The sequence below is a fragment of the Paraburkholderia sp. Ac-20342 genome, assembly GCF_017104985.1.
Classification (GTDB): domain Bacteria; phylum Pseudomonadota; class Gammaproteobacteria; order Burkholderiales; family Burkholderiaceae; genus Paraburkholderia.
In genome coordinates, this window is sequence record NZ_JAAGPQ010000056.1 from 1 (window position 1) to 12,859 (window position 12,859).

The window sequence follows — 12,859 nt, forward strand, 5'->3', positions numbered from 1 at the left end:
CATGATCCTCAGGAAGCTGCGGCTTCTTTGCGCCCTTGTTCTGTTCGCTTTGCTCAACCGCTCGACCACTGTCGTCTTCACGGCATGAGGGCTAACGCCGCGCAAAACGAATTATTCAGGCCGGACTTGGTAGGAGCATTCCAGAGCATTGCTCACGTGTTCATCTGCCCGCGTTCGCATCGCGGGAAGTGCGACAAGTAATCGTCGCCCATTTTGCCGGGCCGAAGGTACTCCGCAGTGCAGGATTGTTCTGAAATTTATCGCGAAACATCTGCCAACTGAAGCGACAGATACACGTGGGATAAGCGAGCAGTCCCACCCGCTCTATTGGCCGACAAGGGGGCCCAGGCCTGCCGGACTTTCTGCGTGAGATAGTGGTGCAACGCAGCTATATTTTGTGTATTGGATGAGGTGCGCGCTATCGAGATTTTAGGAGTGAAGCATACGGTCCAAAAGATGCCGTGATTGTGCACCCCGAACCTTGATGCTCCATGCCTTGAGCTTGCGTTGGAGCGCGGAAGATTTGAGTGACATGGCCTAGCATTGCTCGATACCTCAATGGTAGCAACCGCCCCACTTGACGGCAGCTAGTCTCTGAATCTAGGGCATGAACGGCCTCATCCTGAACGACAGCCCTCCTCTTGATAGAGCCGTTTGCGTGGCACAAGGTGCTGCCCCTTGATTTTCAGTACCGTTTTAAGTACTATTTTTATATATTTTGTACTTGAACCGAGGGCGGCTATGAACAATGTGTTGACTGTTGCTGAGCTCAAGCGGCGCGGCATGGCCGCCATTGAGGAAGGCCTACAGCATGGGCCAATCCATATTATGAAACGTAACCGGGCGGCCGCCGTTGTGCTGTCGGAAGAGGAGTATCAACGCCTCATCCATGGGCGCACACAACCAGCGCCGAGTATGACTGCGATGCAATGGCTGTTGCAGCAACCGAGCGCAGGCACACGCGAGAAAGCCGAGATTGACTCAAGCCTGGCAGAGGAGCGCAACTGGTGATCGTTTTTTTTGATGCCAATGCGCTGATCTATTTGCTGGAAGGTAAAGAGCCTTTCGCCAGCCGCGTCCGGGCAGAGCTGGAGGCGGTCTATCGAGCACATCCAGGTGTCGGCTCTGCTGTCAGTCGACTCTCATGGTTCGAGTGTCGTGTAGGCCCGATGAAGACCAACGACGTAACCACGCTGGCGTCGTTCGATGCGTTCTTTGCTCGACCGGATCTGATCTGGCAAGAACTGAATCGAGAAGTGGTGGAGCTGGCTGCCGCAATTCGCGTACGCCATGGATTGCGTACTTCTGATGCACTTCAGGCGGCCTGCTGCTTGCAGTTGGGTTCAGATCACATGTTTTTGACGGGTGACTCCGCATTCCAGAGAGTCCATGCTCTGAACGTGGCTCTACTGACCTGATTTACGGCCTTTGGCACCGAGGACGTGAGGAAAAGATCAGCGCCTGAGCGCGGGAGATGCTGGAGATGAACAATGTGAAAGGGATGACTCTTGCCGAGCGCGCAGGCCGCACGTTTAGTCGGTGGCTGAAGTCGGTCGTTCGTCTGGAAGCCGCTGTGCTGCGAAGCCTTGCGACTGCGGGTATCCCGCGAGCGCTCGTTCTAGCACTCAAGTGGGGCGTGCGCGTCGCGCTCGGGGTCGGGTTGTTGTACTTTGCGCTCGTACCGGCGCTCATCATCCTGTTTCTCGGCTTTTTCCTCGTACCTGGCGGCAATTCAGCACCCTTGGACGACGAAGAGTTTCGTGAGATGGCTGAATTCCATACATTTATAGAAAAGGAGCGCGAGGCGCGAAAGCCGCAACAGCGTGACGGACACTCTGGGTGGGGATGGTATTCCCACGATGATCACGCACTCGATATTGAACATCCCGATGACTTTCTACGTTAGATTCGGGATTAGCTCTTCTTATCTTTTCCTATCTCTTTGAGCTTTGCGTCGACTCGACGGCTAAACTGTTGTGTCCCAATGCTACTGGCTAACTGCCCCGCCATGCCGCCAGCGGACTTGGCTTCGTTTGTCGCGCTCGCTAATCCACCTACAAAACTCCCCGCGCGGATCCCCGCCCAGGAAAGTGCCATCACCCAGAAGCTCGGCAGTACCAGGAACATCGAGGCGCTCACAAAGTTCACCAGCATGTCGCCAAACGCGTTATCCAGCCCCAGGAGCGGATTGAAGTTGGTGTGGGGCCGATCGGCGCCAAATCCCCATCCGTAAAGCGCATTCAGAATTGTGCTGTCTACCCAGCGCGCCAGTTGGTACCAGAAGTCGACGAAGTAGAGCGAAAACTGGACCACACTCATTGTGACGACGGCTTTCAAGTCAAAAGCGCTGAACATCAGTACCAGCGGAATGCAGATCACGAGTGCGGCTTTCAAGAACGACAGTGCCATCGGCAAGGCCTGACGCATCACATCCATGGCAGGAAAGAACCCGAGCGAGCCTATCGCCAAACCTACATCGCCTGCCGCACGGCCCGCCCAGTTCGGCGCCGTCTTGCCGATCTGACCGCCGTAATCCGTGTAGACGCTGCCACTGTTGACGTTCTGCTTGTGAGGCGCCGCGATGGCGCGAATCACCGCATCGTCGGCTTCCTCCCTGGAAATGAAGCTTGCCCACTGGCTGACACGGGTCAGCAAATCTGGGCTGACCTGTTCCAGCAGGCGCGCCCGCAGCCCGTTGCCACCATCGCTCCACCATTGCTGGCAGGTCGGGTAGCCACCGCCGCTCGGAACCTGCGCCAACCCCGCATCCCGTGTGGAATTGTATGGCCAGGCCGTGCGCGGCGTGCGTGAGTGGTAGGTATCGTAGTATCCGGACGTGTTCAGGAATTGACGCGAACCGATCCAGGTGACGTCGTACATTTGCGCCCCATTGAGTGTGGGACGACTCATGAACAATTTGGCTCTTGCCGGACCGTAGCAGTCGTTTGAAAAATCTGCGACCTCTTGAGACAAGATCGGGTCGGCAATACGTGTGCTATCGATGTCCATGCGCATTTGCCGAAGGTCGGTACCACAGGGGATTGCCGCGACGGCGGCGCCGGTGACAGCCTTTGATACAGCGTGAACAAAGAACCACCAGACGGGGATCCGGGCGCTTTGGTGGTTCATGGTCGTAAAGGACTGGCTCCAACCTGTGTCCACGGGTTTCGCGACCATCACCTGGCACTGCTCGGAACGCGTTGTGTCGAACTTGATCGTATCCAGGTTGACTTCGATCATCGGAACGCCGGCGAAGAACATCACCAGAACAGCCACCCACGTCCGGTTCTCGATACGCGCCGCCGAGAGCATCCCTTTATTGCCTTCGTCAGCCCCCTCACCTCGAGCGCGCAACCATTCCTGAACCACGATGGTAACGAAGGGGATCGCGATAAGACTGGTGGCGACCAGGGTGTTCCATATTCCGTTGTGTACCAGCCAGCCAACGAGCGTCAGGTAGTACTCAAGGTAGTCATTGGTGTAAAGGGTGTAGTTCGCCATGGCGGGGACTCGTTACGCTTGACTCAGCCACTGGCTGATTTCCATCAACAACACCCACGGCAGCGCAATCCGCTCCATGAAGCGTACGAGCTCGCGACTCTCCGGATTGCGCTGCAGCAACCGACGGCGAGCCCATATCCAACCACCTGCAGTGACGGCATACACGCACAGACGCCACACGAGAAGATGCAGCCTGTGCTCTTCCAGCCATTGAAGCCAGGCGTCAGCGCTTCCGGCCAGATAGACGCCGATCACGTTGAACGTGAATGCCAGAATAAAGAGCAGCAATGCCCACAGGACGAGGCCGCCCAGCAAGCGTCGATACGGTATTACGGGACGGCGGGGGAGAATGGACATGGTGAACTCCGGGCCTTGTTTGATAGCCGGCCAGTCCGGCCGAGCAGACAACGACTGAGGGAGTTCATCGCATAAGGATTTAGCGAGCGAGCAACAATCCGGTTCCAGGTTCAACCGGATTGTTGTGTCAGGGCGGAGGTCCACCCTAAGCCGTGCTCGAACCCCTCAGCGCGACGAGGAGGTGGCCATCGGCGGGGCCGAGGGGCTGCGGATCAGCCATTTGGTATCACCGCGTTCCGGTCGATGGCTTTTGAATTTCCTGCACACGGTCGCGTACAGTATCGCCTTCATATACGCCCCGTGAGCCTGCGGCCCGGGTGCCGTGGCGCTCAATGATCGTCATCGGTGAATTTGCGGCCAGCGTCCGGCGCAACTCCAACTCAGTCTTGAGATTGTTGATCTCCTGGGCCAGGGCGGCGCTCTCCTGATCGACGGCCTGGGTTGCCAGGTCATTCGCGGCCACGTTCGGCTCTTTCTTCCCGGCCAGGAGCGTACGCTGCAGCAGAAGCGCTTTTTCCAGCACACTGGTCAGCGCAACTTCCGAGGCCAGGCGCTGCCCCAACAGGTCCTGATCCGGCTCGTCGCGCAGGGCTTCGATGACACCTCGGGTGATCGGCAGCGATGCGCTACCGGCCTCTTCTAGGTTTGCGGGCGTCGTCGGCTTCGAACCACTGACCAGAGCCTGCAGCGCCTTGACCTTGACCTCATACTCCTCCTGAATCATTGGCGTCAGGCCAACGCCAGGTGTCGTTTGAGTCTTAGTGCACTGCTCACAGGTACGCTGCTCACGCTCGCCGAGCACGCGGGTCGCCCAGGTCGCGGCGGCTTGAGGAGAGCTCCATGTCTGGCAGGTCAGCCTGTTACCGCACGCACCGTCGCTGACGGATGACGTGTCGGTTGCGCCGCGTCCACTGAGCAGGTTGTAGCCGGCTCGGGTTACGTCACTGACCACCTTGATTGAATTCTGTCCGCTCCCACCTGCGTTGTTCCCGCCAACCCACGGGACGCCGTTGTTACCGCGGCTCTTTTCTGCGTTTTCGACTGCCGCGACCGCGTCGGTGCTCGATACGGCCTGTTTCAGGGCCATGCCCTCGGCAAGCTGACTCCACCCGGTCTGGCCACCGGCCAGGTCGGCCATCCGTTCTGCCATGGAGCGGCACGTCAGCTTGGAACGATCGAAATCGAGCCGCGCCTGGAGCACGCCATTTGTAAGCAAGTTATACAACCCTGGATCCGCGCGTTGAATAATCAGCGCAGGCAAAGAAGCCACTGCGCTGGTGGCATTCTGGATCACGCTCGACATGATGTTCTGGAAGCCGTTGGTGATACCGTTGAGCTGGTTTTGCAGGGTCGTCGACAGACTCAAATCGCCACAGATCAGGTTGCTGTTCCAGCCAAGCCCCACACCGAGGCTCTGCATGTTGCCGGCGCCGCTCATTGACACCGCGCGACCTCCGCCGATGCTATACAGCACGTCGTCACCGATGACCTGGCCAGAGCTGCTGATCGTGCCGTCGCCGATTTGTGTCTGCGCCACTGCCGAGGTGCAAAGCAACGCCAGTGCACTCACCCATACCATCGGCCTGAAGCGCGGGAAGACTCGCGACGTGAAATTGTTACGGCTCATCACTTCATCTCCTACATGAAATCCGTGCTGCCCAGGAACTTCTGCCCCATGCGCTTGCAGCAACTGTAGGGACGCCACAGCGCCCAGGCGTAGTCGCCGCGTGTGGCCTGCGTCAGGGAGTTCGAGTCCGGGAACACCGCACAACTGTTTGACAGGCGCGGTGTCAGCTCCTGCCACTTGCCGGTCGAAATGTTGCCTTCCTCCAGCGCTCCGGCGGGCCAATAGCCTTCTTTTCTTGAAGCCAGAAGCGGTTGGTAGACGTGTGGTTGACCGTTGCGCGTAACGATGTCGCCAGCTCGTTGTGCGACCACGGCGCTTGCTTTATGGTCGTCGACCTGGTGCAGGATGCCGCCGCGCGGGTAGACATTGCCCCACAGGTTTGCAGTCAGCCGTCCCCCGATTTCGCGCATGCCGGGGATCAGCGCCTCGGGATAGGCCAACTCAGGCACGTTGTACCGCCAGGCCAACGTATCGAGGGTGCTCAGCAGGTACGGCATGAGCGGTGTTCCTGCTCCCTCACACGTGTATCCCGAGGCGGCTGCGAATTCGCTGAACACAACGCCCGCGGGGTGACCGATTACGTCTGCATTGCGAAACTTCGCGAGATTGTTCTCGGTGTCCTGGTTGGTTGTGCCATCACCGCCGCCTTGCGCGGTGGAATTCGCTGTGCTCAGCAACTGCAGCTCGAGCCAGGGGTTCTCTCCCGTATTGGCGTAGCTGGAGACAACTGCATCAGGGATGTAGTGGCGCACTTTCACAGAAGTGCGTACGCTGCATCCCCCAAGGCCGCACTGTAGCCAGTAGCAGATCCCGACCACACGATAGTCCAGGCAACTCGGAGACAGCGCCGAGGCGGTAATGGAGACCGTATCAAGGGCGAATGCACCGCCTGCTATGCCAAGGAACAGTGCACCGATAGCGGTGCGCAAAGGGCGAGAGTTGATCATGGAAGCTCCTTCCGGAATCGGGCAATTTTGCTCAGAGCACGCTGCACGTCCGGTTCGCCATAGATCACATAGCGGTGATCTACAACCACGGCGGGCACCTTGGTAATGCCCAAACCCCAGGCCTCGGTCACGCCCTGATAGGCGGAAGCGAAGCGCTGTTGCAAAGCCGTACCGCCCTGTTCCAAACGGCGCCGAACGAGTAGAGCCGCTTGCTCGGCATGGGCCGGCAGTCCCCGGGTCAGTTGGTCGTCCATTTGTTGCGCGGCATCGAGTTCGACTACCTGGACGCCCGCAGGGATGCTGTGGATCGGATGCGTCCGGTCCGAGAAAACGTGAATGTCAGCGGCCAGCACTGGCGATGAGTCGAAGGCCAGTAGAGCAAAGAACAAGAAAACGAATCGGTGCATGGTGGTAAGCCTGAAATCTCATCAGGCGTACAGTCCACCGCACAATGCCTCAGCTCACCACAATCAATCCGTCTCCGGGTCCTTCCGCATTCTGGAGAGCCGATCGGGTAGGAGGCCGGGAGGTCAGGGCCCGGTGCCTCGGCGCCTTCTCCAGGAGGGAGATCAGGCGGCCCCATTGACGAATCCGATTTATCGTACCGCCGTGCGCCAGGACCTTGATTCGCTTTGGTGTGGGTATCACCTGGGACGGTGGTGACCAGGCGCTCGGCATCGATTGGCAGTGCTACCGAACCGTTCGGGCAGACTGTCGGGGAAAGATGCTCCGGCTCAGCGCAGTGCTACCTCGGTATTTCGCCAGCATCGGCGGCTGGCGTTTTCGCCGAGCCAACTTCAGTGCCCTCTACGGTATCCGGCGGGAGGGATAGCCAATCCAGTGCGGAGAGCAGCACATCCTCATCCACGGCCCCCTCGAGCTTGAGTGAGCGACCGGTCTCGCGGTCAAGCAGTCGCAGCGTGGGAGTGGCAGTGATCCCTTCGTCGGTGGCTGCATCGGCCTGCGAGCGCACGACTTCCGCCGCGCGCCCACTGGCCAGACACGCTTGCATCCCGGCGCCCGAATTAGGGGGACTTTCGGCCGGTCCCTGGCCGTTTCCCCGCGTATGCGCATAGATCCATACGACGGTATCCCAGAAGGCGGCTGAGCCAGCGACCTGGCCCCGACATTCGGCCAGGCTTGCCTCTTGCGATGCCATCGGCTCGTGAGCGGGCAACGGCAGGTGATGCCATTGCAGAGCCACGTCCGGGTTTTCTTGCACCCAGCGCAGAAGCCGTGGGATCGTTGTCTGGCAATACGGGCACTCAAAATCGGCAAATGCCACCAGCGTAAAACGAGCCGAACTCTTACCGTAGATCCAGGGTGGTCCAGATGCAGCCACGGCAAGCGTAGCGGGGGAGTCGGCTTGTTGCTGACGGCTACTCAACAGGAGGGCGCCACCAGCGCCTACGAGGACGGCCAGGCTCAACATGGCCAGCAGACCCCGCCGCCTGCGACGTATGAACAGATATCTAGGCATGTGTTTGGCTCCCTGTCAGACCCAGGCGTCCAGTGCGAGAGGTTCAATGCCGCGCGCCCGGTCGATCGCCTCGGCGACCTTGAAGGCAGCATCCAGTTCGCTGATGCCGTGCTCCTGCATCAACCGATAGCGTTCAGCCTTCTCCTCCGGCTCAGTCATCGCCATGGCGAGATACAGACTGGGGGGCACCGCGCGGAACAGCACTTCCATGGACTTGGAGAGGATCACGCCCTCGGTGTACTTGCCCGACTCCTTCCTGGCCGAGAGCATGAGGGCTTTCTGCGCGGGTGTGAGTTCGCGGAACCTGGCAATCTTCTCGACCTCATCCGGTGGCATGTTCAGGCAGATCCACCATTCGATCATGTTGAGCATCGGTTCCGCAGCCTTGGGCAAGTCGTCCAGGTTCTGCGTAGCGAGCCAGAACCAGGCGCCTAATTTTCGCCACATCTTCGTTATTTTCACGATGTAGGGGGCGAGCAGAGGGTTCTTGGTGATGATGTGGCCCTCATCCGTCACGTTGATGATCGGTCGTCCGAGGAACTGGTCACGCTCGGCGATGTTGTTCACCGTGTTGATCAGCGAAATATAGGCAATCGACAGCTGTGCGTTGTACCCCTCCCGGGCGAAAGTAGCCAGGTCAACGATCGTGATGTCTGCTTCGGGCCAGGGGGTGCCTGGCCGGTCGAACATCTCCCCGTCAACGCCCTGGGTGAACATATCCATCGCGTCGGCCATCTCCAGCAATCGGATACGGCGGGATTCAGGCAAGGAGGTATCGTGCCCGCGCTGGCGTAGCGCGTCGCGTACGTCACGGGTGAGCACGGTGCGTTTTTCTGCCACGCAGCGCCCGGCCGCTTCGAGGATGCACTGGCGGATAAGGCTACGGTCGGCGCGGGTCATGCGCGCTTCTTCCCGTTCTTCGCCGCCGGTGATCATCAGGCGCGCGGTGATCTCCAGCTCGCCCAGCACATCGCGCTGTTCATCGCCCTCAGCCGCAGCGGCCGTATCGTTTTCTTCTTCGTCCAGAGCATCGGCGTCCAGCGTTTGCACATCGCTCGGGGTATCGACCAGGCGGCGAGCATCGGCGAACGGCGCAAGGCTGACGCCGGAGCCCGGAGACAACTTGACGCGATGCACGCTGAGACCAAGGCGAGCCGCAAAATCGCCGTACAAACCGAAAGAGTTGCCGGCCTCGACGATGAACAGCCGAGGCCGATACACAGCGGTGACCTGGTTGAGCAGGTTGTTGAGTGTGGCGCTCTTACCTGAACCTGTGGGACCGAACAAAAACAGGTGGGCGTTCATCTGCCGGTCAAGACGGTTCAGGGGATCGAACGTAATGGTCCCCCCGCCGCGGTTGAACACAGTGATCCCGGGATGTCCAGTCCCCTGGCTGCGTCCCCACGTCGGGGCAAGGTTGGCCGCGTGCTGTGCGAACATCAACTGGGTGTACCAGGCGCGGGTATCCTTCGCCGGATCGAACATGCAGGGAAGCCAGCGTAGATAGCTGTTCAAGGGAGCGACTTCGTCTTCTGCCCGCACAGGCTGCAGTCCAGCGTTGAGCATCACGTTCGCCAATTGCAGCCCGCGCATGTCGAGTTGATTCATATCGCGCCCGCGCAGGTAGAACGTCAACGCGCCACGGTACAACTTGTGTGAGCTACCGATGATGCTGCGCGCTTCGTGCACATCCTGGCGGGTTTGCTCCGAAGAGAGGGTATCGCCGACAGCTTTCTTGCTGAGGTGGTTCAGATGGGCTTCGAGCACGTCCTGAGGCGTGGCGACGAGCGTCAGGCACATCACCGTGTCTTCAGGCATCTGATCAAGCAACGCATTGACCGCATCACCACCTTTGCGCGTTTCGCCCGTAAGATGCCCTATAGCAGGAGGCATACGCAGACGGTCTACTGCGATGACTCTATGCGGCATGCCGTCGAAGCTCCAGACACCGCTCTCGACATTTGAGCGCGGCTGGCTGAAGAACAGACGTTGTGCGAAGTCCGTTCCACTCGCCAGCTCGAGCTCACCGGGTTCTACTTCATCTGGATAGGCTGTCAGCGCATAGAACCGCTCACGGTCGGCCGCATTCGGGCCCAGCTGCGTGGGATTGGGGTTGAACCAGCGCAGCAGCCAGTCGTGAATATCCGCGGCAGTCAGGCGACGCGCACGTACGCCAGCGTTGGACAGACCACCGACCAACCGATCGCAAATCACGGTCAACGCACTTTCCGGCGATTGACCGCGTCGTCCACCAGCGGTTGGCGCACGACGATACACGACCATGCGTACGCGGCGCTGCTGGCCGCGCCATGGCAAGCGGGTAACCGTCGTGTCCTCGAACAGGCCGCCAGGGGCAGCGATCGCGCGAAGGTGATGGGCAAAGAACCGCTCGTAGAAGTTGCTAAACGCTGAGCCTTGCGCGCGCGGCTGAATGTAGCCATGCAACGTATCCAGATAGCGCTCCCAATCCGTCTCGTCCTGCGCATAGAGCTGGATCACCCAGGGGTTGTCGTCGAGCTCATCGAAGCTGTCCTGTAACGCGTTCTCAAGGCTATCGCGCACCTCGGAAAGCCAATGCCGTTCGCGCCCCTCGGTGCCTACCGGGGTGAGCTCAAAGAAAGCTGCAACCGACATCCCGTCGTCCAGCAGCAGGCTCTGGGACTGTGGCTGGTATTCCACCCAAGGGAGCATGTCCACGAATGACGGGGCGACATCGTAGAGCTTGCGCTCGTCGTCCTGCGTGACGCGCGGGCTCCGACGATCAGCACCAGGCTCGGAGATACCGGCAGCCGCCAGCGTCCCAGTATGCCGGATCCAGGTGTCTGTCTGCTCAGGCTCGCGAGCATGCTCTGCTGGACGCCGAAAACGTGGGCGCCAGCTCGTCATTGGAACCTCCTGGCGATAGCTGTTTGTCCCTTGTCCCGCAGGAGAGTCGGAAGGCGTAGGGTCACGATGGCAATTCCGATGAAATTAGGGGTTACCCAGTCTCGCGGAGAGGCTGGCTCGCAGCTACCAACAATCCGATACGCGGCGCAACCGGATAGTCCAGGTGGCGCAAAGATGGGGCATCACGTGTATGGAAGTTCGCCCGATCCAGGAGGGATAATTCTTTTTTGTTGTGGCTAGATTCGCAATTTTCACCATAAAACACAGCAAACAAGAATTACGCGCCTTGAACAAGCTCGCGCTTAATTCTATAATGTTGTGAGTTATCTGGATAAATACGCAGGAAGGCACACTATGTTGGATTTAACCTTCAGCAAGCCCAGTGAAGTCGTCAAGCAGCTCTGTGAGCGGCTTCGCACCGAGCGGCTCGCGATGCAGATGACACAAGCCGAGGTGGCCGCGCGTGCCGGGGTTGGTGTCAATACCGTGTCCAACCTGGAGGCTGGGCGCAATGTGAGCCTCGAGACGGTGGTCCGCGTGGCCATGGTTCTTGGACGAAGCAAGGAACTCGAAGGTCTTTTCCAGCCGAAGCTGGACAGCCTCGAGGACATCCTCCGATACGATGCAAGCGCCAAACGTCAACGTTCGAAGAAAGGGAAACTGAAATGATTGAGCGGGTAGACGTCTACTACGAGGGTTGGGGCGAGCATTGGCTATGGGGATCGATGGTCTCCACGACCGCCATCACAGGCCGTCCGATGATCGTGTTCGAGTACAGCGATGAGGCAAGGAAGAGAGGTCTGGAGCTCTCGTCCTATACGCTCCCATTGGATGGGCCCAAACTACGCAGGGAATTCCCCTTGCATCAATTGGGACTACCCGGGCCGGTCTATGATTCGCTGCCCGACGGCTGGGGCATGTTGCTGATGGATCGCCTGTTCAAACGCCGGGGCTTCAACGCAGCACGCATCGGACCGCTGGAGCGCCTGGCTTATATTGGCAACAATGCGATGGGTGCCATGTCATTCGAGCCGGTGGCACCTGAGCTTCAGAAAGGGCAGATCGACATCCCCCTTGATCGGCTCGCGGCCGAGGTGCAGGAAGTCCTCCATGGCGAAGGCGAGGCTTTCATTCAGCAGTTGCTCCAGGTTGGTGGCTCTCCTCACGGCGCCCGGCCCAAAGCCCTCGTTTATCGCGATCCTCATTCCGGAGCCTTTACTACTGCCTCAGCACCCGGCCTCGAAGCCTGGCTCATCAAGTTCCCGGCGCGCCAGGAACATCCTGAGGTATGCGCCATTGAAATGGTATATGCGGAGTGCCTACGCATGTGCGGTATCCAGACTCCGGATACGATGCATTTCAACCTACCCAATGAGATGGCGGCGTTCGCCTCCAGGCGGTTTGATCGACAGGACGGTCAGCGCGTGCCAATGCAGAGCCTTGCCGCATTCACCGGGGCTGACTATAAAACACCGGGCGTCCTGGACTATATGAACTTCCTGCGCGCCACGCACATGTGCACCAACGATGTACGGGAAAAGCGGCTAGCGTTTGAACGAGCCGTCTTCAACGTCGTGTTCAACAATCGAGACGACCACCCCAAGAATTTCGCCTACATCATGCAGCCTTCCGGCGAGTGGAAGCTGGCGCCAGCCTATGACGTAACGTTTTGCGAGGGGCCGGGTGGCTACCACCAGATGGACGTAATGGGAGAGGCACTGGAGATCGACAGGACCGCATTGCTCGGTCTTGCGAAGGAGGCTGAGGTTAGTACTGCCGTAGCCGGCGACCTCATAGACCAGTTTTCCGGTGTGGCTGGGCAGTTTTCGGCCTGGGTTGAGAATATGTTCCCGCATCAGGTTACCCGTGAAACCTTGCGCACCATTCAAAAACGGATCGACGAAAACATCGCCCTGCTTCGTTAGTGTCACGGTTCCAGAAGATACTGGTGACTCTCGCCTGCGCCATACAGTCTTCCCCGGCTCTCTGTAAACGGGGAATGGGGCTGAGCGAGCACAATCAGCGGCCAGGTCCGACCGGTACGCACGGGCTCCGGCCTTG

Annotated in this window: 13 protein-coding genes; 6 read left to right on the plus strand and 7 right to left on the minus strand. The window is 59.3% G+C overall.

Features of this window, described 5'->3' with window-relative positions; all coding sequences use genetic code 11:
- From G3N58_RS21810 to G3N58_RS21825, 4 genes are all read left to right on the plus strand, one after another.
- A partial coding sequence (locus G3N58_RS21810) for a hypothetical protein (RefSeq protein ID WP_206000182.1) occupies positions 1-201 on the plus strand: 201 nt, incomplete at its 5' end.
- A gap of 540 nt (positions 202-741) precedes the next feature.
- Positions 742-1,011, plus strand: coding sequence for a hypothetical protein (locus G3N58_RS21815; protein WP_206000183.1), 270 nt, complete (start codon positions 742-744; stop codon positions 1,009-1,011).
- The gene (locus tag G3N58_RS21820; RefSeq protein WP_206000184.1) at positions 1,008-1,418 is read left to right on the plus strand and encodes a type II toxin-antitoxin system VapC family toxin; all 411 of its coding nucleotides are present in this window, start codon (positions 1,008-1,010) and stop codon (positions 1,416-1,418) included. The genes G3N58_RS21815 and G3N58_RS21820 overlap by 4 nt, the downstream gene beginning before the upstream one ends.
- A gap of 65 nt (positions 1,419-1,483) precedes the next feature.
- Positions 1,484-1,906, plus strand: coding sequence for a DUF3742 family protein (locus tag G3N58_RS21825; protein ID WP_206000185.1), 423 nt, complete (start codon positions 1,484-1,486; stop codon positions 1,904-1,906).
- An 8-nt stretch (positions 1,907-1,914) separates the two neighbouring features.
- On the opposite strand, the gene G3N58_RS21830 is transcribed toward G3N58_RS21825, so the two are convergent.
- The 7 genes from G3N58_RS21830 to G3N58_RS21860 all read right to left on the minus strand — a co-directional run bounded on the left by G3N58_RS21830 (position 1,915) and on the right by G3N58_RS21860 (position 10,798).
- A complete protein-coding gene (locus tag G3N58_RS21830; protein WP_206000186.1) occupies positions 1,915-3,501 on the minus strand; it encodes a conjugal transfer protein TraG N-terminal domain-containing protein in 1,587 nt (528 codons plus the stop codon).
- A gap of 12 nt (positions 3,502-3,513) precedes the next feature.
- Entirely contained in the window at positions 3,514-3,858 is a 345-nt protein-coding gene (locus G3N58_RS21835; protein WP_206000187.1) for a hypothetical protein, read from the minus strand.
- Positions 3,859-4,084: 226 nt separating this feature from the next.
- Positions 4,085-5,437, minus strand: coding sequence for an integrating conjugative element protein (locus G3N58_RS21840; protein ID WP_241017199.1), 1,353 nt, complete (start codon positions 5,435-5,437; stop codon positions 4,085-4,087).
- A gap of 59 nt (positions 5,438-5,496) precedes the next feature.
- Positions 5,497-6,432, minus strand: a complete 936-nt coding sequence (locus tag G3N58_RS21845) for a TIGR03756 family integrating conjugative element protein (RefSeq protein ID WP_206000189.1) — start codon at positions 6,430-6,432, stop codon at positions 5,497-5,499.
- Positions 6,429-6,839: a TIGR03757 family integrating conjugative element protein gene (locus tag G3N58_RS21850; RefSeq protein WP_206000190.1), complete on the minus strand. Its 411-nt coding sequence runs from the start codon at positions 6,837-6,839 to the stop codon at positions 6,429-6,431. Before G3N58_RS21850 ends, G3N58_RS21845 begins: the two co-directional genes overlap by 4 nt.
- A gap of 338 nt (positions 6,840-7,177) precedes the next feature.
- Positions 7,178-7,912: a thioredoxin domain-containing protein gene (locus G3N58_RS21855; protein ID WP_206000191.1), complete on the minus strand. Its 735-nt coding sequence runs from the start codon at positions 7,910-7,912 to the stop codon at positions 7,178-7,180.
- 15 nt (positions 7,913-7,927) lie between these two features.
- The gene (locus G3N58_RS21860; RefSeq protein WP_206000192.1) at positions 7,928-10,798 is read right to left on the minus strand and encodes a conjugative transfer ATPase; all 2,871 of its coding nucleotides are present in this window, start codon (positions 10,796-10,798) and stop codon (positions 7,928-7,930) included.
- Positions 10,799-11,155: 357 nt separating this feature from the next.
- Here G3N58_RS21860 and G3N58_RS21865 point away from each other — a divergent pair, with 357 nt between their 5' ends.
- Both G3N58_RS21865 and G3N58_RS21870 read left to right on the plus strand, forming a co-directional pair.
- The gene (locus G3N58_RS21865; protein WP_346778287.1) at positions 11,156-11,467 is read left to right on the plus strand and encodes a helix-turn-helix transcriptional regulator; all 312 of its coding nucleotides are present in this window, start codon (positions 11,156-11,158) and stop codon (positions 11,465-11,467) included.
- Positions 11,464-12,723, plus strand: coding sequence for a type II toxin-antitoxin system HipA family toxin (locus G3N58_RS21870; protein WP_206000194.1), 1,260 nt, complete (start codon positions 11,464-11,466; stop codon positions 12,721-12,723). The genes G3N58_RS21865 and G3N58_RS21870 overlap by 4 nt, the downstream gene beginning before the upstream one ends.
- The last annotated feature ends 136 nt before the right edge of the window (positions 12,724-12,859 follow it).

Bases quoted from the DNA above. Each gene is read 5' to 3' on its own strand.
- G3N58_RS21840 (WP_241017199.1), bottom strand. From the start codon at position 5,437: ATGGTATGGGTGAGTGCACTGGCGTTGCTTTGCACCTCGGCAGTGGCG.
- G3N58_RS21860 (WP_206000192.1), bottom strand. From the start codon at position 10,798: ATGACGAGCTGGCGCCCACGTTTTCGGCGTCCAGCAGAGCATGCTCGC.
- G3N58_RS21845 (WP_206000189.1), bottom strand. From the start codon at position 6,432: ATGATCAACTCTCGCCCTTTGCGCACCGCTATCGGTGCACTGTTCCTT.
- G3N58_RS21835 (WP_206000187.1), bottom strand. From the start codon at position 3,858: ATGTCCATTCTCCCCCGCCGTCCCGTAATACCGTATCGACGCTTGCTG.
- G3N58_RS21870 (WP_206000194.1), top strand. From the start codon at position 11,464: ATGATTGAGCGGGTAGACGTCTACTACGAGGGTTGGGGCGAGCATTGG.
- G3N58_RS21830 (WP_206000186.1), bottom strand. From the start codon at position 3,501: ATGGCGAACTACACCCTTTACACCAATGACTACCTTGAGTACTACCTG.
- G3N58_RS21815 (WP_206000183.1), top strand. From the start codon at position 742: ATGAACAATGTGTTGACTGTTGCTGAGCTCAAGCGGCGCGGCATGGCC.
- G3N58_RS21850 (WP_206000190.1), bottom strand. From the start codon at position 6,839: ATGCACCGATTCGTTTTCTTGTTCTTTGCTCTACTGGCCTTCGACTCA.
- G3N58_RS21855 (WP_206000191.1), bottom strand. From the start codon at position 7,912: ATGCCTAGATATCTGTTCATACGTCGCAGGCGGCGGGGTCTGCTGGCC.
- G3N58_RS21825 (WP_206000185.1), top strand. From the start codon at position 1,484: ATGAACAATGTGAAAGGGATGACTCTTGCCGAGCGCGCAGGCCGCACG.